The organism is Cutibacterium porci (assembly GCF_009696315.1).
GTDB classification, from domain to species: Bacteria; Actinomycetota; Actinomycetes; order Propionibacteriales; family Propionibacteriaceae; genus Cutibacterium; species Cutibacterium porci.
This window is the reverse complement of sequence record NZ_VUMG01000003.1, coordinates 108,648-129,603: the sequence shown is the minus strand read 5'-3', so window position 1 is coordinate 129,603 and position 20,956 is coordinate 108,648. Positions and strand designations below refer to the sequence as shown.

Below are 20,956 nucleotides of genomic sequence, written 5' to 3'. Positions count from 1 at the left end.
AAAGGCCTCGCTGGAAATCGGACGTGGATCAGGAATTTGACTTCTTAATAGTGGCAGTAAGCCCGTTGAGGATCTTTTCCAGATCAGCCTGAGAGCGGCCGGAGACGGTCTTGGCGGTGCCACCAGACTGCTTGACGATGGCCTCCTTGACCTCGGGGTCGGACCACAGCTTCGCGACCTTCTGATAGGTCGGATTGTTCTTGTCAGCGGACTTGACTGCGATGACGTTGATGTAAGGATCGGCTGATGCGCCAGTGGCGTCGTCATTGTAGATAGCCTTGTTGCGGTCCAACCCAGCGTCTGCGGCGAAGTTGTTATTGACGACAGCGGCATCGACGCCGTCGAGAGAAGCGGCAGTCTGGGCTGCGTCAATCGCCTTAACCTTCACCTTGGACTGGTTCGCGACGACGTCTGCAGGGGTCGACAGCGCTGAACCGTCACCTCGTAGCTTGAGCAGGCCAGCCTTCTGCAACACCAGGAGCGCGCGCCCCTGATTAGTGGCATCGTTCGGGATGGCGATCGTGGCCCCGGCTGGCAGCTGGGAGAGCTTCTGGTACTTCTTCGAATAGACGTTCAGCGGAACGATATACGTCGCAGCTAACGGTGTGATGGTGTCGTGATTTTTGACGTCGTAGTCGGCCAAGAAGAGTAGGTGTTGAAAGACGTTAAGGTCGGTCTGTCCTTGAGATAGCGCGACGTTGGGCTGGGTGTAGTCATTGAAGCTGACAAGGTCGATAGTGATGCCCTCTGCTGCAGCCTTGCTCTTGACGACATTCCAGTAATCGTTGGCGGCCTCCGTCGTGCCGATCTTGACGGTTGTTGTGCCGCTTGCGGAGTCGTCTCCCTTGGTCCTGGTGACTGCGATAATAATGCCCGCGATGATCGCGAGTATGACGATAACTGCTGCGATGATGAGGCCGGTGTGGCGTCCTCCGGGCTTCTCGGGGAGTGCCTGGGGGGTGGACGCTGAGGATGCAGATGTGCTCATGGTAGGTCTCCTAGAAGTGTCACTGGTAGGTGTGCCAACTGGCCGATCGTGGGATCGGTTTGTGGTGGCATGCCGGTATGCGTCACGACGATGGGCATAAATCGACCACTGGTTCACACCAGTGGGAGAGGGGCGGAAGTCCTGCCGGGGGAAAATATCCCGCCGTCAGCAGGTGCCGAGCATTCGCAGGCAGCACGGGCGGCACATCATCATCGAGGCCGCACGAAGGTCGGCGTCGACGGTGTGGCTGAAGGCCGCAGTCATGGTAGTGCTCCTGGAATCGATGAAGACCGTATTCGATGGTCCGCCAGAAAAGGTAGGGCGGAGTCGGGGAATATGTCAACTTTGACGCTCGCAGTGGCCCCGCTGCCTCGACCTCAGCTAAGGGCGGGCCGCGTCGACGTACTGCCGGGGCGCGTGTCGGTCTGGGGGTCGGTAGGCTGTGAATCGCCATGACGACACCGGATCTGTTTTCGTTTTTTGAATCGGCCAAGCAGTGGCGCGGCCCCGTTGAACCGGGGGTTTTGCCGGCCGTTGCCTCAGAGATGGCTGGTGAGGCCTCTGCTGCTGACCTGCTAGCCGACCTCAATGAGCCTCAGCGCGAGGCTGTGCTGCATGCCGGTTCGCCGGTTCTCGTTGTCGCGGGAGCAGGGTCGGGAAAGACGCGAGTACTCACGCGGCGCATTGCGTATTTGGTGGGGGATCGAGGTGTTCATCCTGGCTCAATTCTGGCGATTACCTTTACCAATAAAGCGGCAGCTGAGATGAAGGCGCGTGTCGCCGATCTCGTGGGGAATCGCGCCAAGCCGATGTGGGTGTCAACCTTCCATTCTGCTGCGGTAAGAATGCTACGCAGTGACATTGACCGGCTTGGTATCTCTCGTAATTTTTCAATTTATGACGACACCGACGCTAAAAGGCTCATAACTCTGGTTATTCGTGACCAGAACTTGGATCCTAAAAAGTTTCAGCCTCGCGCTATTATGAACTGGATCTCAAATCAAAAGAACGAGCTTATTGATCCGGATAAGGCCCTGGCGGGGGCTAGTACAGGGAATGATCGCATCAATAGTGACGTCTACGCCGAGTATCAGCGCAGGCTCCGTGCCGCCAATGCACTGGACTTTGACGATCTCATTATGTGTACCGTCGTCCTACTGAGGACATTCCCTGAGGTTCGCGAGCAGTATCGACGTCGTTTTCGACACGTTCTCGTCGATGAGTATCAAGATACTAATACTGCCCAATATCAATTTATTCGTGAGTTGTGTGGGGATGATCCTGTTGAATTAGATGACGGTGCTCGCAGTGTCGATCCTCCGGAGCTTATGGTGGTTGGCGACTCGGATCAGTCGATTTATGCATTCCGAGGTGCGACAATCCGGAACATTCTTGACTTCGAGAAGGATTTTCCCGGAGCTAGGACGATTTTATTGGAACAGAATTATCGCTCCACGCAGACGATTCTTTCCGCGGCGAATAATCTCATCAAGATGAACCCGAGTCGGCCCGTCAAGAACCTGTGGACCGATCAAGGCGATGGCGACAAGATCGTCGGATACGTCGCGGATACTGAACATGACGAGGCCGCTTGGGTGGCCCGACGAATTGACGAGCTTGTCGATGACGGGCGTACCAGATACGGCCAGGTTGCCGTCTTTTACCGCACCAACGCTCAGTCGAGGGCCTTTGAAGATGTCTTCATACGCACCGGTTTGCCATACCGTGTCGTTGGCGGTGTGAAGTTTTATGAACGCAAAGAAGTTAGGGACGCGGTTAGCTATCTACGCGCCATCGCGAATCCTTCTGACGACGTTTCGCTGCGGCGCATCCTCAATACCCCGCGTCGCGGCATTGGGGCGCGAGCCGAAGCGGCTGTCGAGATGTTTGCTACCGCCCGCAGAATTAGCTTCTGGCAGGCCCTGAAGCGGATCGACGAGATCGACGGTCTTGCAACCAGATCGCTGAATCAGATTCGCGCCTTCGTGGGTCTCATGGCTGACCACATTGCGATGGTGGATCAGGGGAAACGCGCTGATGAAATTGCCAGCTCCATTCTTAAAGAATCCGGGTACATCGCTGAGTTGGAAAACTCCAAGGATCCGCAGGATGAGACGAGACTGGAAAATCTCGTTGAACTGGTGTCGGTGGCTCAGGAATTTGTCGCCAGGGTTCATGCTGTCGACATCGACGAGGCTGAACAGGGTGCCGTCGAAGACCTCGAATTGTCTGCTGACGATTCGTTGCCAGCATTTCTTGAGCAGATCGCTTTAGTGGCCGATTCTGACCAGGTGCCAGCTGATTCTGACGGTGTCGTCACTCTCATGACCCTGCATACCGCAAAAGGTCTGGAATTCGACACGGTTTTCATCACAGGGTTTGAGGACGGTGTATTCCCTCACATGCGGTCACTTGCCGATGCCACGGAACTGTCCGAGGAGAGGCGATTGGCTTACGTCGGTATCACACGTGCTCGCAGGCAGTTGTTTTTGTCGCGAGCTAGTGTGCGCACGATGTGGGGCCAGGCCCAATACAACCCGCCGAGCCGATTCATCGACGAGATTCCCGAGCGTCTCATCGAGTGGGAAAGGCTGGGCCAAGCCTCAGTGGGGTGGTCAACGTCGGCGAGCGGTCGCTCGCAATCGGCACGCGGATCACTGCGCGACGACACTCCAACGTTCGGATCTGGACGAGGCCCAGCAAACGCGCCCAAGGGCCGCACTCTGTCGCTGTCGGTAGGGGACAAAGTGCTTCACTCCTCCTTCGGGTTGGGAACCGTCAAGGCCACGTCTGGTCAGGGTGACAACGCGAAGGCTGACGTTGACTTCGGTTCAGCGGGTCTTAAGAGGTTGGCACTGCGGTTCGCGCCGTTAGAGAAGTTGTAAGGCGATGTCGGTCGCTACGAGAGCTCGGATCCCTCGACGTCGTGACACCGGTTGGGCAGTAAACCGCCGAGGTTGTTAACCTGTTCCCGGTGGGCAAACGACCAGCCACTGTCGCTTCAACATGAACATTCTTGTTCGAGGTGGCGGGTTGGCCTCAGTTCCGTCCCCGGCCCGTCTACGGCCGGTTGACTCGCAGAGTGGAGAGATTGTGGACCTGTACGAATACCAAGCCCGCGACCTGTTCGAGAAGCACGGCGTCCCCGTGCTCCGGGGCATCGTCGCGGAGACTCCCGAGCAGGCGTCCGAGGCCGCAGCGAAGTTAGGTACCCCTGTCGTCGCCGTCAAGGCGCAGGTCAAGGTGGGTGGCCGTGGCAAGGCTGGCGGCGTGAAGATCGCCAAGTCGCCTCAGGAAGCGGCTGAGCATGCCAAAGCCATCCTGGGCATGGACATCAAGGGTCACACCGTTCACAAGGTGATGATCGCTGAAGGTGCTGATATCGCCGAGGAGTATTACTTCTCGATCCTGCTCGACCGCGGGGAGCGCCGCTACCTAGCGATGTGCTCGCGTGAGGGTGGCATGGACATTGAGACCCTTGCCAAGGAGCGCCCCGAGGCCCTCGCGAAGGTGGCGGTTGATCCGATTGATGGTATTGACGATGCCAAGGCTCGCGAGATCTTGACCCAAGCCGGATTCCCGGCAGGAGAGCAGGACGCCATCGTCCCGGTCGTTATTAAGCTGTGGGAGACCTACCGCGATGAGGATGCCACCCTCGTCGAGGTCAACCCGATGGTCAAGACCGGTGACGGACGCATCCTCGCTATCGACGGCAAGATGACTGTCGATAACAATGCTGCGTTCCGTCAGCCCGATCACGCGGCACTGGTGGACCGTGCCACCACCGACCCGCTCGAGTTGCGTGCTGGTGAGCTTGGTCTTAACTACGTCAAGCTCGACGGCAGCGTTGGCGTCATTGGAAACGGTGCCGGTCTCGTTATGAGCACCCTCGACTGCGTGGCTTACGCCGGTGAGGAGTTCCCAGGTTCTCCAGCTCCCGCTAACTTCCTGGACATTGGCGGTGGCGCATCGGCAGAGATTATGGCTAACGGTCTCGATCTCATCATGAGTGACGAGCAGGTGCGTTCCGTGTTCGTCAACGTTTTCGGCGGTATCACCGCGTGTGACCAGGTGGCGCTTGGTATTAAGGGCGCTCTCGAGAAGCTGGGCGACAAGGCTAGCAAGCCGCTCGTCGTCCGTTTGGACGGCAATGCCGTGGCTGAAGGCCGCAAGATTCTCGAGGAATTTAACCATCCGCTCGTGACCATGGTGCCGACCATGGATGAGGCCGCCAGCAAGGCCGCCGAGCTCGCATCCAAGGAGGCCTGATTCATGGCGATCATTCTCGACCAGAACTCCAAGATCATCGTCCAGGGCATGACCGGTTCGGAGGGCATGAAGCACACTCAGCGCATGCTCGATTCCGGTAGCATCGTCGTCGGGGGTGTCAATCCGCGCAAGGCTGGCACGACAGTGTCTTTTAACGGTGGCACCCCCGTCCCGGTTTTCGGTACCGTCAAGGAGGCCGTTGAGGCCACTGGCGCTAATGTGTCGGTGATTTTCGTCCCGGCCAAGTTCACGAAGTCGGCCGTCATGGAGGCCATCGAGGCTGAGGTCCCGCTGGTTGTCTGCATTACCGAGGGCGTCGCTGTCAAGGACACCGCGGAGTTCTTCACCGCTGCCCAGCGCTCCGGCAAGACCCGCATCATTGGCCCGAACTGCCCGGGCATTATCAGCCCTGGCAAGTCCAACGCCGGTATCATCCCGGCCGATATCACTGGTCCCGGTCGTGTCGGTCTCGTGTCGAAGTCGGGCACCCTGACCTACCAGCTCATGTACGAGGTGCGTGACCTGGGTATCTCGACTGCAATTGGCATCGGTGGTGATCCGATCATCGGCACCACGCACATTGATGCTCTCCAGGCCTTCCAGGATGACCCGGAGACCGACATCATCGTCATGATTGGCGAGATCGGTGGTGACGCTGAGGAGCGCGCCGCCAGGTACATCTCCGAGCACATCACGAAGCCAGTTGTCGCTTACGTTGCCGGATTCACGGCCCCCGAGGGCAAGACGATGGGTCACGCTGGTGCCATCGTGTCTGGTTCCTCGGGCACCGCAGCTGCCAAGAAGGAGGCTCTCGAGGCCGTCGGCGTCCGCGTCGGCAAGACCCCGACCGAGACTGCCCGGCTGGCTCACGAGGCGATGGACTCTCTCAAGAAGTGACGCTGTAATCGACTCGTTCCACGTACCCGGCTCTCCAGGGGGCCGGGTACGCCGTTGATGAGGGCTGGTTCTTCCTTCTTGCGCGGTGAAACAGGGACGGGTCGGTGACGGTATCACGCTCGTCACGGTGAAAGGCCGGGCTCTTGCGTTGCACAACCCCGGGTGTGGTTATCTGAATTAGTCAGTGGTGGACGGTAGGGTTCCCCATGACCTTCTTCCCCGAACTGAACAGGATTCCCACATGGTCAGATCAGGCTCGACATCGACCTCGTCGAGGTTCGTCATCGAGTCCTCCGAGGTAGACGAGTCTCGCGAGCCGCGCGTTCCATGGCCGTGGCCAGTTGTCGTCGTCGTAGCTGCGGCAGTCGCGATTCTGGTGCAATGGCTCGCCTTCGCCGGAATCATCGTTCCGGAATGGCTGGCCAGTGATGGGCGCTCGTTCCCGAATATCTTGGCGACCGCGTCGAGTCTGTGGCTGAGTGGCCATGGAGTTCCCATTGACATCATTGGGGTGCACATCGGCCTCATTCCGCTCGGACTCACGTGTGTGAGCGTGCTGCTCGGTGAAGAAGCCTGCCGATACGGTGCCCGCGTGCTATGGCACCGGCACCACAAAAAACCGTCAGGGCGCCGTGTCGGCGAAGTGGTAGCCCTTCACACGACGGTTGAGGTGGTAGCGGCTATCATCATGGCGGCAGGCGCAGCGACGTCCCATTGGGTGATCGCTGTCGTTGGGGCATTGCTCATCGGACTAGGTTCAGGGTTTGTCGGGGCGTGTCGCGGCGCTCACATCAGTCCTTTTTCCCGATTGCCTCGTTGGGCCCGCGGATTGCCGAGCGCCGTCGGGTCAACCGTCGCCGTATGCGTGGCTGGTGGATCAGCGGCGTTGGCGGTGGCGCTGTTGATTCATGGTGATCGAGTTATTCAGCTGCATCATCAGATGGGTGCCACCGGTTGGGGCGGATTCTGCCTCATTCTTGTGCAATTGGCGTGGCTACCGACTATGGCGCTATGGGGTACCGCTTGGATGATGGGCCCAGGTTTTGCCTTCGGCACTGGCACCTTCGTGTCGCCGTTGGGAACCCACCTCGGAATTGTCCCGGCACTGCCAGTGCTTGGCGCGCTACCGTCTAACGGTCCATTGAACCCAGCCGCCTGCGCCTGGTTTGCTGTACCGGTTATTGCGGCGATTATTGGCGGAGTTCTCATCATGAAATCGCTACCGGAGGCTGGATTTGAAATAGGGGCTGGACTTGGTGCCCTATCCGGTCTGATATCAGGGGTTGTCGTTGGTGTCTTAGGGCTACTTAGTAGGGGAAGCCTGGGAGATGGACGACTCAGCGAGGTTGGCACGATCATGCCGGCTACTGCCGGTTGCGCGGTCGGAATTTTGACCCTTGTGACAATGCTGTGCGGTTTCGCTATCGGTTTGACGCGGCGGTTGAGGTCTGAAGAGTCGCGTCAGGTACGCGCGGAGCGTCGTCAAGAGCGCCAGAAGAAACGCGCCATCAAGGCCGAGGAAAAGGCCCGCAATCGCGCTGCCAAGAAACAACAAGACAAACGTCAGCAGAGCGTCGAGAAAAAACCCGATGCTGGGCAAGAATCTGAACCTATTCAGGACGAAGCGTCCTCCGATACGGCAAATTCGACGGACGATGAGGCGCTCGGTCACGACATCTACGACTCTATTCAGAGCGCCCAGGACGCCCCCGACGATGAGGACACCATTCGCCGGCCTTGAGCTGGATCGTCCGCGTTTGTGTGGTGGTCCCAGGCATGCGGGTGCATACTTGTCTGCAAGCACACGTGCTCCGGGGTCGGTGAAAGTCCGAACCGGCGGTGATAGTCCGCGACCCGAGCCGCCTCTGTGGTGGTGAGGTTGAACCGGTGAAATTCCGGTACCGACGGTTACAGTCCGGATGGGAGGTAGCACGACACGTGGTTGACGTCCCCGTCAGCCGCTGTGCGTCGTCCTTGCGCACCCCGGAGCCGCAACGGCTCTGGAGGACATATGGATCAGCGATGGGACGACGCCATGACGCTCGCTTTGACCATGGCGGCACATTCACCGTGGCCGGATCCGAACCCGCGCGTCGGTTGCGTCATCATCGCCGAGGGGCGAGTCGTCGGTCAGGGATGGCATCGCGGAGCAGGAACACCACACGCTGAAGTGGAAGCACTGCACCAGGCTGGCAGTGAGGCCAGGGGCGCCACCGCTGTCGTCACGTTGGAACCCTGCAACCACACCGGGCGCACCGGACCTTGCAGCCATGCCCTACTGGACGCCGGGATCGCGCGTGTCGTCATAGCCCAATCAGATCCGAACCCTGTGGCATCTGGGGGAGAACAGTGGTTGCGTGCCCACGGGGTTGAGGTAGTTACCGGGGTTCTTCGCACGAAAGCCACGGCGCTCAATGCCGACTGGACCTTCAGCCAAATTCACCGGCGCCCCCGGGTGTGCTGGAAGTATGCGGCAAGCCTGGACGGACGTAGCGCCGCGTCTGACGGAACCAGCCAGTGGATTACCGGGGAACAAGCCCGACACCAGGTGCAGCTTGGTCGTTCTCAATGCGGGGCAATCGTCGTCGGCACCGGAACCGCGCTGGCCGACAACCCGCGACTCACTGTCCGCCTTCCCGGACTAACCCGCCAGCCACTGCGAGTCGTCGTGGGGCTGCGAGACCTCCCTGCCGATTACCACCTGCGCGACGGCTCGGCTCCAACGCTGTGCATTCGCAGCCATGACCCCATGGAAGTGCTTGACCAGCTGTGGCATCGCGGTATCCATCGGGTGTGGCTCGAGGGCGGCGCACACCTGGCCGGGGCTTTTCTTGCTGCTGGCATGGTCGATGAGGTCCTCGCCTACATAGCACCCATGGTGTTGGGAGATGGCGCGGCGGCCGCCATGGACCCCACCGTTACCACCTTGTCTCAAGCGCACCACTTCGTCATCGACGACGTGGCCCAGCTAGGTCCCGACATCCAGATTCACGCGCACCACGAGTGAGGAAACTATGTTCACTGGAATTATTGAGGAAATTGGCGAGGTTCTCGCCATTGAGCAGGAACAGGACTCGGCCCGACTCACTATTCGGGGGCCACTGGCCTGCTCGGACGCTCAGCTTGGGTCGTCCATCGCCGTCAATGGCACCTGCCTGACAGTTACCGACCTCGATGAGGGCTCCTTCGGCTGTGACGTCATGGCCGAAACCCTTCATCGGACCGCACTGGGACGCTTAGTTGCGGGAAGCCGAGTCAATTTGGAGCGCCCGGTTTCCGTTGGGGATCGACTTGGCGGGCACATTGTTCAAGGCCATGTCGACGGTGTTGCCACGCTCATCTCCCGCACACCTGGGGATCATTGGGAGGTATTCCGATTCGCCATCCCCACCTCGATGTCGCGCTACGTCGTTGAGAAAGGGTCCATTGCGCTCAACGGCACATCACTGACGGTCTGCGCGGTAGGGCCCGAGTGGTTTGAGGTGAGCCTCATCCCGGCAACCCTCACTGGAACCGTGCTGGGAGCGCTGGCCCCTCGTGATGAGGTCAACGTCGAGGTCGACGTCATCGCAAAGTATGTGGAAATGCTGGTATGCAAGGAGAGCTCATGCTGAACACTATCGAGGAAGCGTTGGACCAGTTGCGTGCCGGACGACCTGTGCTCGTGACCGACGACGCTGACCGTGAGAATGAGGGCGACGCCATTGTGGCCGCAGAACGGGCTGATGCGCACTGGGTTGGTTGGATGGTGCGCCATACGTCCGGCTATTTGTGCGCACCGATGACCGAGGATAGGGCCGACCAGCTCGGCCTGCCCCTCATGTGGCCGGCTAGCCAAGATCCGCTACGTACCCGCTACACCGTCGCCGTTGACGCGGCCCAGGGCATCACGACGGGCATTGATGCTGCCCAGCGTGCCCGAACAGCTCGGGTACTTGCTGACCCCTCCTCAACACCGGCAGATCTCGTTCGTCCGGGCCACGTGCTGCCTTTGCGCGCTAGAGGAGGGGGAGTGCTAGAAAGGCGCGGTCATACCGAAGCCGCTGTTGATTTGGCGCGATTGGCGGGGCTCGAGCCGGTTGGTCTTATCGGGGAACTTGTCGGAGATGACGGCATGTGCCTGCGAGCCGACGCCATCGCTGACCTGGCTCGCGCCGACGGCTTAGCCTTCATCACCATTGACCAGCTTGCCCAGTGGCGTCGAGCCCATGACCCCGCTCCGACCACCGCGCCGCAGCGAGTAACCGCTCTAGCCAGTGCCCATTTACCGACTCAGTATGGCCAATTTACCATAACCGGTTACCGTGACAACCTCACCGGAGCCGAGCATGTGCTGCTGATAGGCGAACATGGTATCGACGCTGACGACGGCGGTCCCGCGTGGGTCAGAGTGCACTCAGAATGCCTTACCGGAGACGCTTTGGGATCGCTGCGCTGCGACTGCGGCGATCAGTTGGCCGCCGCCCAGCAGCACGTCTGCCGCCATGGTGGGGCAATCATCTTGTTGCGTGGCCATGAGGGGCGCGCGACTGGTCTGCTCAACAAAATTGCGGCTTATCGTGCCCAAGATGGCGGTTTGGATACCGTCGACGCCCAAACCCACCTTGGCTTGCCTGTCGATGCTCGCGAGTACGGGGCAGCCGTGGCAATCCTGGCAGATGTTGGCATTACCAATATCCGGCTCCTGACTAATAACCCGGCCAAGATCGAGGCCCTGCGTCAGGGAGGCCTTGAGGTGACGATGACCCCGCTGGAAACTCGTGCTCGCCCTGAGGACGAGCGGTACCTTCGCACCAAACGCGACCGAATGGGACATGTGTTGGCATTGCGAGACAGTCCTCACGAATTTTCCACACAGCCTCTCAGCCATGACGGTGTGACCCCCGCCTTCAGCACTCAAGGAGACCAATCATGAGTTCACGGACCACCCTCGGCCCCGCTGCCCCTGCCCTCACCGGCCTCGATGGCAGCGGCTTCACGGTTGCCGTTATCGCGTCACAGTGGCACGAGGCAGTCATGACTGGACTGCTCGACGGTGCTTTGCGCGGCCTGGCTGATTGCGCAGTGAACGACCCCGTCGTCGTCCGAGTGCCAGGCTCCTTCGAACTTCCGGTGGCCTGTTCGATCCTGGCCGACCACTTTGACGCCCTCGTGGCCCTTGGCGTGGTTATTCGGGGAGGAACCCCGCACTTCGATTACGTGTGTGACGCCGCTACCCGCGGTATCACCGACGTCGCGGTACGCACCAAAACGCCTATCGGTTTCGGTGTTCTGACCTGTGACGACGACGCCCAAGCCCTCGACCGTGCTGGGCTCAAGGGTTCCCACGAAGACAAGGGCTACGAGGCTGCTCAAGCAGCTATCGCGACGCTCACCGCCATGTCCACCGTGCTTGCGTCGTCCCCACAGCAGACTCAGAGGGCCTAAGGTAGGGCCGTGACCTTTCGCGTCGTCGTTCTTGTCTCGGGCACCGGAACCCTGTTGCAGTCTCTCATCGACAACCTGCCCGAGCAGGTGGATATCGTCGCCGTCGGTTCCGACCAGCCCAGCGCTACTGCCTTGCAACGGGCCCAATCAGCAGGTATCGATACGTTCGTTGAGCCGCTGCCGCGCAGCGATGCAAAAACCACCGTGCGCGCGGCGTGGGATGCCCGTCTTGCTGACGACGTCGCCCGTTATGATCCTGACTTGGTCGTCTGCGCCGGATTCATGAAGTTGCTTGGGCAATCCTTCCTGGACCGCTTCGGAGGCTGCACCATCAACTCCCACCCAGCCTTGCTGCCGTCATTCCCCGGAATCCACGGTCCCCGAGATGCGTTGGAATACGGGGTCAAAATTACCGGGGCTACTGTTTTTATGGTCGACGCTGGAGTCGACACCGGGCGAATCCTTGCCCAGCGGGCCGTGCCCGTCTTGACAGACGACACCGTCGAGTCCCTTCACGAACGCATCAAGGCGGAGGAACGCGAGATGCTCGTCGAGGTTGTTACAGAGCTTGCCGGGACTCGCCCGGCATGGAAAGGCATCGAATCGTCCCGGAAGGATCCCCAGTGAGCGAACGTCAACCCATCCGTCGCGCCCTCGTCTCCGTCTACGACAAGTCTGGTCTCGACCAGCTAGCCAAGGCCCTCATCGACGCTCAGGTCGAGGTGGTCTCGACGGGGTCAACAGCCAAAGAGCTGGCTTCTCACGGGGTGACGGTGACAGAGGTGAGTGAGGTCACGGGGTTCCCGGAGTGCCTCGACGGGCGCGTCAAGACCCTGCACCCGAAGGTGCATGCCGGGATTCTTGCCGATCGCCGGCTGGAATCCCATCGCGATCAGCTGGCCGAGTTAGGGGTGGAACCCTTCGACCTCGTCGTGTGCAATCTGTACCCCTTCTCTGAGATGGTGGCCGATGGGGGAGATTTCGATGAATGCATTGAGAAGATCGACATCGGCGGCCCCTCCATGGTGCGAGCGGCTGCTAAAAACCACGCCAGCGTCGCTGTTGTGACCAATCCGGCTCAATACGACGACCTTGTCCGGGCGCTGTCTGAGGGCGGATATACCGCCCAGGAGCGTCGGGTGCTAGCCGCCCATGCCTTCGCCCACACCGCGTCCTACGACGTCGCGGTGGCCACGTGGTTCGCCACCCGCGACGGCGTTTGCGCTGACGGAGTGCCGAGCTTCGTCGGGATGACTGGCGAGCTCATCCACCCGTTGCGTTACGGCGAGAACTCTCACCAAGCCGCTGCCGTGTACCGCAGCCCTGGGGAGCCGGGCCTCGCCGGTGCTCGTCAGCTCCACGGCAAGGCTATGAGCTACAACAACTACGTCGACACCAACTCGGCTCGTCGTGCCGCTTTTGACTTCGCTGAGCCGTGCGTCGCCGTCATCAAGCATTCCAATCCCTGCGGAATTGCCACCGGTTGTGACATCGCTGAAGCCCATCGCAAGGCTCACGCCTGTGACTCCCTTAGCGCTTTTGGCGGAGTCATCGCCACTAACCGACCGGTCAGCGTCGCAATGGCTGAACAAGTGGCCGAAATCTTCACGGAGGTTGTCGTCGCTCCCGGTTACGAGGACGGCGCCGTCGATATCCTGTCTCGCAAGAAGAACATCCGCTTGCTGGAGGCTCCGGCGCCGAAGGTGGCCGGTTGGGAGCTGCGCCAAATTGATGGTGGTGTGCTGGCTATGGAGGCCGACGTCTTTCAGGCCGAGGGCGATGACCCAGCCCAATGGACTCTGGCCGCAGGTGAGCCCGTTGATGAAGCCACCTTGGCCGATCTTCTCTTTGCGTGGAAAGCCTGCCGTTCGGTGAAGTCGAACGCCATTCTATTGGCCCACAATGGTGCTTCGGTCGGCGTCGGTATGGGGCAGGTTAACCGCGTCGATTCCTGTCGGCTGGCCGTGGAGCGGGCTGGAGACCGAGCTGCCGGATCAGTGGCTGCCTCTGACGCTTTCTTCCCCTTCGCTGACGGTCCTCAGGTGCTCCTCGACGCCAACGTCAAGGCGATCGTTGAGCCAGGCGGTTCGATCCGTGACGACGAGACCATTGAAGCGTGTCGCAAGGCTGGCGTCGCCCTTTACCTCACCGGTACCAGGCACTTCTTCCACTGAACGAACCGTTTCCACAGACCCCACTGTCAGCGGCAGAGGATGACGGGATGAAGCGCATTGCAGGGCCCCAGCCTTTCACAGCTGGGGCCCTGCAATATGTACGTCAGTCGAGTTCAGCGATGTAGTCCCACAAGCCGATGACATGGGTGCCGTCAGGGGCCCATCGAACCATGCCCTCGCCGGCAGAGGCGACGGTATGGATCTTGAAAGCCACCGTTTGACCCTTGCTGATCGTGGCTGGGATTGGGGATCCCTTCACCGGCTGAGCCCAGTGATACTCACCGGCTTCGTCTTGGACGTTGAACTGCTTGACCGATAACGGGATCGTCCCAGTCGCCTCAGAGATTGTCACCGTCCAGGTGAGATCTGCTTCTTTTGCGCCGACCTTGGTCCCGGCAGGAGCCGTCGGACCGGTAACGGTCATCATCACAGAATTGCCGCGATCAAGGTTCATCTTGACGTTGACCCCTTGGTAGGACAATGCCGGCTTCTGGAGGGTTCCGACGGCGACACCCGGCGCGCTCTGTGAGGGCAACCAGGAGGGCATCGGTTGGGCAGCCAGTTGCTCAGCTGGGTTGCCACCGCTGGCCGAGGACGATGGCGTGGCTGAGGCGGCGCCTTGGGAGGATGCCGAGCATCCTGAGACAAGGGCAATCCCAGCGCACAGGCCGACGACGGCAACCCTGCGAATACCCGAGGCGGGTGCGAGACGAATAGTCATTGCCTACCTCTCAGCAGCGGTTGCGACGGATGGCCCAGGTTGCCACAGCGCCTCCGACGAGGATAAGACCAGCAGCGCCTGACTCCGTGGCAGCAGGGTCGGACACCCCGTCACTGCCAGTACGCGGCAGGTTCGGGTGCGATCCGCCGTGACCAGGGGCAGAGCTCGTGGTGGTCGTGGCGGGTGCAGTAGCGCTGCTGGAGGGAGTCTTGTGCGGAGTCGGTGTGGTCGCGGGTGGCGTCGCGGATGGGGCCGACGACGCTGGTGTGCTTGGGGCGGTCGAGGGAGCCGAGTCAGCCGGAAGGTTGTTAAGCACATCGGTTCCGAAGGTCCCTAGACCTGCCTGGGCTGCGAAGCCAAGGTGTCCTTGTCCATCGAGCCCGGTAGATACCGTGCCAGCTTCAAGCTGACGGGTGTCCTTACCCTTGGAGACCTCGAAGAGGTCCTCCATGGTGCGTAGCCACGAGAAGTGGTTGTAGTAGGTGTTTGAGACGGTTCCCGGCTTGATATACGGGGAGATGAGAACCGAACCGGTGGCTCCGCCTCCTGGGGTGGCGTCGTGAGCGTTGAAGGTAGCCAACGGGGATTGATCACTGGCTAGGTGACCGGGCACTCCAGTCGCCGACAAGGTCACTGAGGTGACGTCAGCGGTGGTGTTGAGGGGCTTGTCATTGGCATCGACGATGACAAAGGAGGAATTCGTCGCCGAATCCTTCGGATCAGCGACCATGTTCGGCCCGTGATTAGCAACTTTACCGACGTAGGCGCCCTGGGGGATGCCGTCTCCGGTGACTTTGCGGCCGAGATCGGTGACGGTGACCTTGCCGGTCAGCGTTGAGGTGCCAGCGGTGTTGGTGACGTCGATGGTCTTGGCCTTGGAGTATCCCCATTCGGCACCGGTGTTCTTAGCACCATGCACGCAGTTGGATTTGTCGGCGTTGACCAGATCGGTGTCCTGCTCGCACGAAGGCGGGCGGGTAATGAAGCTATTATTGCCCGGCCCAGGGAATAGCTGGTTGCCATGCTCGTCGGTATCTAGGGTTGAGTTCGGGCCAGTTGGCTCCCAGTCGACGTTCTGGCCGTTAATGTTTTGGCCAGCGAGATCAGCGTTAATGTAATTCTTCGACATTTTCGACGGCTTCGGGAAGGTATTAGCCGCGTACTTCTTGTACCCCTCGTCGAGATCCTTAATGGTCTGCGGAGAGTAGGTGTACAGCTCGTCCTTGCGAGCGTCGTTCGACACATCGGAGTCGTCGGTCGCATTATTGAACGACATGTCGGCGAATGGTGGGTTGGCCTCGTCAAAGGTGATGTCGATGAGTCCGCCATCCTTGAAAGCTGCCGATTTTTCAATGAGCGGGATGTAGTAGCGCAACCACAGGTCAGCGGCATAGAGACCACCGGTGTGGTTCTTCGGCGGGGTGGTTAATGGCTTGGAGTAGTCGGGCTTGCCGTCGGCGTCGAACAGGCCGGACAGATTATTGCCCTTACACGTGGCGTCATGGGCGTCGGAGCAGTTGTTTGGTGTGATCCAGTTGAATGCCGGCACCTGATTGGCGGGCTTAGCTAAATCAGCGAGAAGTCCGTGCGACGGGTCGTCGGCGTTCGCGATGTGCTTAGAGTCTGACGGGGTGCCACCGTCAGCTGGTGTGGTCAAGGAGTCCTTGCCAGTACCGTCGTTACCGATAATTGAGTGGAACCAGGGGAAGGGGAAATGCTTGGCGACGTATTGGTCATCAGGCTGAGCCCCAGTGAAGGAGGTGATGCCCTTCGCCTTGTCCTGCTCGGTCGGCTTCATAGCTTTGGGGTTGTTGTCCGGGGTGTTGTCCAAAGTGCCCGGCGAACCGGCCAGACCATCCTCACGCCCGGGATGGTTGCGCAAGTCCTGGGCGTATCCCTTCCACGTCACGCCAGCGGCATCGAGCTGGTTAAACAGGGTGGGAACGTCCTTGGGGTAGGTGCAACCGTTCTTGCCGTCTTGAGCATTCGGGCCGGCGAGGGAGAGTACCTGGCCGTAGTTGTCGTCACGACCGAACTGCGTGCCACTGTGGCGGTCGATGATAGACGAGTTCGAGCCGAAGTTGGTGTTGGCGACGTCACAGTCAGATTGGAGGTCCATCTCAGCGGACTGACCAGAGACCATAGAGGTGTAATTGTCCTGGGAGTAGTGCCCGGTGCCGAAGTAGTGGGGGAGCAGAGCGCCCTGCTGTGGCAGTTCCTTCCACAGGTAAGAGTTCTGGTTGAGTCCGGAGAACGTCGCGTCGTAGGACTTGTTTTCCAAAATGATGAGCCAGACGTGCTTGATCTTGCCGCTGGCTACGGAGCTGATGGTGGTGTGCTTCTGCGCGGTCTGAGAGGTGCCGGGGGTGGGCTTGCTGTTGGGCTGAGCATGGCTTGCGATGGGTGCGGCGAACCCAAAAGCAGCCATGCCTGCGGCAACGGACGCGCTCACCAAACGGGTAAGGCGAGGATGCGATATGTGCATGGCACCGGTCTACCGATGGCAGTCGGAGGCTGGGGGAGTAGCTGGTAAACAGTATGCGAATTGCTGGTGAATGTGTGGTGATGGTGTGACAGTAACGACGATGACAGCGCTGGGGCGGCAGGCTTTGGCGGTGACCGCGAGATGGCTTCGAGACGACGGTATTAGCGGTAATCGATCGAATAGTTTGTTGGTGCCCTGGTTTTCGTGCCAGACAATGATAACCCCCTGGCAGTTAGAGGGATATCGGGTACATAGGCTGTCGGTTGGCGATGACTTCCAGCTTGACGCGAGCACTGTCGCTGATGCCTTGGCGGTGTGTCGGCGTCGAGGTGAGCGTCCGGCAGTGTTGGCCTGCGAGACATTCGGAATTCAACCAGGCGCAGAACTCGTTGAGGTACTTCAGCAGGCCCGTCACGACGCAGTGCCAGTCGTCGTCGATCGCACTCATTCTTTTCTAGGACCCTCGCGGACCCCTGCTGATATAGAGGTCACCAGCACTCGCAAGCTCCTGCCATTAGCTGAGGTGGCGTGGGTGCGTGCAGACGAGGACCTTTCATACCTTGTAGGCAACCGAAGCGACACAGACGTGCGCGTTACGGCGGCTCGTCGACGTTTTTTGAAGCGTCGTGGCCTCGACACCTTCGAAGTAGTCGAGGATTTGGCCGACGACTGCTGGGCTCCCGTTCCGCCCGACGACGACGCGTGCGCTGAGTTTGCCACTTTTGACCGTGCTGAGTTTGCACGCCGGGTGCAACACACCCGCGATGCCCTCCTGGAGGGCTTGGGAACCATGACGGTCGTCAATCCGACGGCCTGCTGCGCGACGGTGCTTTCCCACCCGGGCGCTGACGGGCTAGCAGACCAGTTACGAAAGGTCGGTGTGGTTGGGCCACTGCACTGGGATCGGCCACAGCATCTCGACGTCGACTGGCCCGAAGATCTCGTCAGTCTGCCTCCTGTGATGGATGAGGCGACGATAGACCGGGTTATTGATGTCACTCAAAGTTGGTCGAGGCAATGGCGCTGTCGTGGAAAGATAGTGACTTGTTGAGGTGTGACACAAGGAGGATCCATGACCGCCCAGAAACTCGACGGCAAGGCAACGGCTGCCGCGATCAAGTCCGAGCTAGCCGAACGGGTAACAGCCCTGCGCGATAAAGGCGTTGTGCCGGGGCTAGGGACCGTGCTCGTCGGGGACGACCCGGCATCGCACCAGTACGTCGCTGGCAAGCATCGCGACTGTGCGCAAGTGGGCATTGAATCGATCCGTGTTGACCTGCCTGCTGATGTCACCGAGGATGACCTTGCCCAGGAAATTCGCGGACTCAATGCCAACCCGCATTGCACCGGTTACATTGTTCAGCTGCCGCTGCCCAGCCATATTGACACCAACTGGGCATTGAACCTGATCGATCCCGATAAGGACGCCGACGGTTTGACGCCAGCATCGTTGGGGCGACTTGTCCTTAACGAGCCGGCCCCACTTCCGTGTACCCCGCGCGGCATTGTCGAGTTGCTGGTCCGCCACGGCATCGAGCTGCAGGGTGCCAACGTGTGCGTGGTCGGACGTGGCACGACGGTGGGACGACCGCTAGGACTGCTGCTGACCCGCCGTTCTGAGAATTGCACTGTTACCCTTTGCCACACTGGTACTCGTGATCTTGCTGATCACACCCGCCAGGCCGACATCATCATCGGTGCTGCTGGGTCTGCGGGGCTGATTGATGCCAGCATGATTCGTGACGGCGCGGTTCTTGTCGACGTCGGTGTGTCACGGTCTGCCGAGGGCAAGATCCAGGGTGACTTCACTGCCGATGTGTGGGAAAAGGCCGCGTGGGTCTCGCCGAACCCCGGTGGCGTCGGCCCGATGACTCGCGCCATGCTGCTGTCCAATGTGGTAGACCGAGCTGAGCAACTCGCTGCGGATCTGTCATGACGGGCCATGCCGCCGGCCTACCCGCCAGCACCGCCACTCGACACGCCCGGCGAAGCGAGCGTTGCGCTCAATCGCAGGAGCATCTCCAATCGTGGTGGGCGCTCGCTGTCTGTTTGGTCGGCGTTGCTGCCTCGGCCGTCATCATGGGCATTGGGCACTGGCGTCGTGGCGCGATGGTCTTCGCGGCGTCAGTGCTCATGGCAGGGGTGTTGCGGGCAGTGTTACCCGACCAATTGGCCGGACTGCTAGCGGTTCGGGGACGATGGGCCGATTCGGCGCTCCTCTTAGGGTTAGGGACAGTAATGGTCGTCGTTATTCTCACACGGTGACGCAGACCCGCCCGCTACAACGAATCTGCCCGCGACGACGAATCTGCGCCATGCCTCAGCTACGCTCAAGATAGCGGCGAGGCATGGCGCAGGTGCTCCAGCGGCAGCGTTACAACACGCTGTCAATGTGCGTCCACGCAGTGTCAATGTGCGTCCAAGACGCAGTGTCAATGTGCGTCCAAGACGCAGTGTCAATGTGCGTCCAAGACACAGTGTCAATGTGCGTCCAAGACGCAACGCCTCCGACGGGCGAAGCTGCGGGGCGACGTCAGTCCCTCACCGGTGGGGCCCGCGATGGTGAAGGTGGCGAACCCCTCCCCGTTAATGCCAATACCGGCGAAAGATGGCCCATTCTTGACGAAGATTGTCGTCTGGATACGCCGGGCCATGAGATCCAACCGTGACACATCTTTAGAGTGCATGATCGCGGTGTGACGGTTGCCGTGCTCCAACTCGACGGCCAAGTCAATCGCGGTGAGGTAATCGGTGACGGGCACCACCGGCACCACAGGCATCAGCATCTCCACCTGCACGAACGGGTCAGACGGGTCAGTAACCATCGTCACCAAGCGAGCGTCTTGGTTAGGCTCAATTCCGGCAGCGCGCAGGATCTTCTGGGCATCTTGGCCAACCCATGCGGTATTCGGTCGCGTACCAGAAGGATCGAGTAGCAACGAACGCAGCGTGGCGAGTTCGTCGGGATCACTGACGATCTGTGCGCCATTGGCCGTCATAGCTGTCATGAGCTGGGGCAGCACATCGGCGACGACGATAATTTCCTTCTCTGCGGTGCACGGCAGGTTGTTATCGAAGCTAGCCCCCTGGACGATGTCACTGGCGGCCTTCGCAATGTCAGCGGTCTCGTCGACGACGACAGGTGGGTTGCCTGACCCGGCGCCGATGGCCTTCTTGCCGCTCGACAACACCATGTTGACGATCTGCGGGCCGCCGGTCGCGACGAGCATCGTGATGTCGGGGTGATTGATGAGAGCCGTGGTAGTTGCTGGGGTCGGCTCGGCGATGAGAGTGATGAGGTTCTCAGGAGCTCCCGCCTCGATCATCGCGCGATTGAGTACGTCGACCAGCCATGCGCTGAGGCGACGGGCTCGCGGGTGAGGGCTGAAGACAACGGTGTTACCGGCAGACAACATGCCGACGGTGTTGCAGAGGATCGTCTCAGTGGGGTTCGTCGTCGGAGTGATGGCGCCGATGACTCCGTAGGGGGCGTATTCGAGGGTGGTTAAGCCGTCGTCACCTTGGCGCGCCTCCATGACGAGGTCCTCAACCCCGGGGGTGCGGGTTGCCGCATAGAGATTCTTGAGGACCTTGTGGTGGGCGTTACCCATCCCAGTTTCCTCGACGGCAGCGGTGGCCATGTATTCCAGACGCTCCTGCTGGCTGGCTGATTCGCGTACGGCCTTGATGAAGGTGCGACGCTGCGCCAAGGAGCAATCAGAGAAGGCGACGAAGGCCTCGCGGGCGGCGGCTACTGCGGCGTCGACGTCAGTGAATACTCCAGCAAGCTGGGTGCTGGTGGGAGGGACTGCGGTGGTGGTCATAGCTGCTGGCTCCTTCGGGTGTGGAGTCCTGGGGAGATCCGCCTCCTTGCGGTGGACTTCAGGACACCTGATGCATCGACCATAGGAATGGCCACAATCGTTCGTCCAGAGCAAAAACCAGAACGGGTCCGAAGTGCAGTTGAGGCATGCCTGAGCGTGCACTAATGCGCA

General features: G+C 60.3%; 16 protein-coding genes, 1 pseudogene and 1 riboswitch. Of the genes and pseudogenes, 13 read left to right on the top strand and 4 right to left on the bottom strand.

From position 1 onward, the window contains the following. Window positions 1-28 precede the first annotated feature (28 nt). Entirely contained in the window at window positions 29-988 is a 960-nt protein-coding gene (locus FYJ43_RS08020; RefSeq protein WP_154563790.1) for a MetQ/NlpA family ABC transporter substrate-binding protein, read from the bottom strand. A 452-nt stretch (window positions 989-1,440) separates the two neighbouring features. Here FYJ43_RS08020 and pcrA point away from each other — a divergent pair, with 452 nt between their 5' ends. The 10 genes from pcrA (at window position 1,441) to purH (ending at window position 13,755) form a co-directional block, all read left to right on the top strand. Continuing rightward, window positions 1,441-3,873: a DNA helicase PcrA gene (gene pcrA / locus FYJ43_RS08015; RefSeq protein ID WP_154563788.1), complete on the top strand. Its 2,433-nt coding sequence runs from the start codon at window positions 1,441-1,443 to the stop codon at window positions 3,871-3,873. Window positions 3,874-4,081: 208 nt separating this feature from the next. Beyond that, the gene (gene sucC, locus FYJ43_RS08010) at window positions 4,082-5,257 is read left to right on the top strand and encodes an ADP-forming succinate--CoA ligase subunit beta (protein ID WP_326833549.1); all 1,176 of its coding nucleotides are present in this window, start codon (window positions 4,082-4,084) and stop codon (window positions 5,255-5,257) included. Between the two features lie 3 nt (window positions 5,258-5,260). Then, window positions 5,261-6,154, top strand: coding sequence for a succinate--CoA ligase subunit alpha (sucD, locus tag FYJ43_RS08005; RefSeq protein WP_154563786.1), 894 nt, complete (start codon window positions 5,261-5,263; stop codon window positions 6,152-6,154). A gap of 241 nt (window positions 6,155-6,395) precedes the next feature. Beyond that, on the top strand, window positions 6,396-7,895 hold the full coding sequence (locus FYJ43_RS08000; RefSeq protein ID WP_154563784.1) for a cell division protein PerM: 1,500 nt from the start codon (window positions 6,396-6,398) through the stop codon (window positions 7,893-7,895). A gap of 61 nt (window positions 7,896-7,956) precedes the next feature. Continuing rightward, window positions 7,957-8,091, top strand: a riboswitch (FMN riboswitch). Window positions 8,092-8,165: 74 nt separating this feature from the next. Continuing rightward, complete coding sequence (gene ribD, locus FYJ43_RS07995) at window positions 8,166-9,161, top strand: bifunctional diaminohydroxyphosphoribosylaminopyrimidine deaminase/5-amino-6-(5-phosphoribosylamino)uracil reductase RibD (protein WP_154563782.1); 996 nt, start codon at window positions 8,166-8,168, stop codon at window positions 9,159-9,161. A 7-nt stretch (window positions 9,162-9,168) separates the two neighbouring features. Beyond that, window positions 9,169-9,768 carry a riboflavin synthase gene (locus FYJ43_RS07990; RefSeq protein ID WP_154563780.1) on the top strand — a complete coding sequence of 200 codons (600 nt, stop codon included), beginning with the start codon at window positions 9,169-9,171 and terminating at the stop codon, window positions 9,766-9,768. Further along, a complete protein-coding gene (gene ribB, locus FYJ43_RS07985) occupies window positions 9,762-11,069 on the top strand; it encodes a 3,4-dihydroxy-2-butanone-4-phosphate synthase (protein WP_154563778.1) in 1,308 nt (435 codons plus the stop codon). The genes FYJ43_RS07990 and ribB overlap by 7 nt, the downstream gene beginning before the upstream one ends. Beyond that, the gene (ribH, locus tag FYJ43_RS07980) at window positions 11,066-11,581 is read left to right on the top strand and encodes a 6,7-dimethyl-8-ribityllumazine synthase (protein ID WP_154563776.1); all 516 of its coding nucleotides are present in this window, start codon (window positions 11,066-11,068) and stop codon (window positions 11,579-11,581) included. Before ribB ends, ribH begins: the two co-directional genes overlap by 4 nt. 9 nt (window positions 11,582-11,590) lie before the next feature. Next, on the top strand, window positions 11,591-12,208 hold the full coding sequence (gene purN, locus FYJ43_RS07975) for a phosphoribosylglycinamide formyltransferase (protein WP_326833480.1): 618 nt from the start codon (window positions 11,591-11,593) through the stop codon (window positions 12,206-12,208). Beyond that, complete coding sequence (gene purH, locus FYJ43_RS07970) at window positions 12,205-13,755, top strand: bifunctional phosphoribosylaminoimidazolecarboxamide formyltransferase/IMP cyclohydrolase (RefSeq protein ID WP_326833479.1); 1,551 nt, start codon at window positions 12,205-12,207, stop codon at window positions 13,753-13,755. The genes purN and purH overlap by 4 nt, the downstream gene beginning before the upstream one ends. Window positions 13,756-13,858: 103 nt before the next feature. Here the strand turns inward: purH and FYJ43_RS12055 are convergent, their stop codons facing one another. After that, complete coding sequence (locus FYJ43_RS12055) at window positions 13,859-14,179, bottom strand: hypothetical protein (protein ID WP_195839963.1); 321 nt, start codon at window positions 14,177-14,179, stop codon at window positions 13,859-13,861. 307 nt (window positions 14,180-14,486) lie between these two features. Beyond that, on the bottom strand, window positions 14,487-16,961 hold the full coding sequence (locus FYJ43_RS07960) for an alkaline phosphatase family protein (RefSeq protein WP_154563770.1): 2,475 nt from the start codon (window positions 16,959-16,961) through the stop codon (window positions 14,487-14,489). Between the two features lie 100 nt (window positions 16,962-17,061). Between FYJ43_RS07960 and FYJ43_RS07955 the strand changes: the two are divergent. The 3 genes and pseudogenes from FYJ43_RS07955 to FYJ43_RS12435 form a co-directional block, all read left to right on the top strand. Continuing rightward, window positions 17,062-18,014: pseudogene (locus FYJ43_RS07955) on the top strand (hypothetical protein); the annotation flags it as partial. Between the two features lie 19 nt (window positions 18,015-18,033). Further along, the gene (locus FYJ43_RS07950) at window positions 18,034-18,897 is read left to right on the top strand and encodes a bifunctional methylenetetrahydrofolate dehydrogenase/methenyltetrahydrofolate cyclohydrolase (RefSeq protein WP_154563768.1); all 864 of its coding nucleotides are present in this window, start codon (window positions 18,034-18,036) and stop codon (window positions 18,895-18,897) included. Next, window positions 18,894-19,226 (top strand): DUF3017 domain-containing protein, encoded by a 333-nt coding sequence (locus FYJ43_RS12435; RefSeq protein ID WP_154563766.1) that lies wholly within the window; start codon window positions 18,894-18,896, stop codon window positions 19,224-19,226. The genes FYJ43_RS07950 and FYJ43_RS12435 overlap by 4 nt, the downstream gene beginning before the upstream one ends. 215 nt (window positions 19,227-19,441) lie before the next feature. On the opposite strand, the gene FYJ43_RS07940 is transcribed toward FYJ43_RS12435, so the two are convergent. After that, window positions 19,442-20,785, bottom strand: coding sequence for an aldehyde dehydrogenase EutE (locus tag FYJ43_RS07940; RefSeq protein WP_154563764.1), 1,344 nt, complete (start codon window positions 20,783-20,785; stop codon window positions 19,442-19,444). Window positions 20,786-20,956 lie beyond the last annotated feature (171 nt).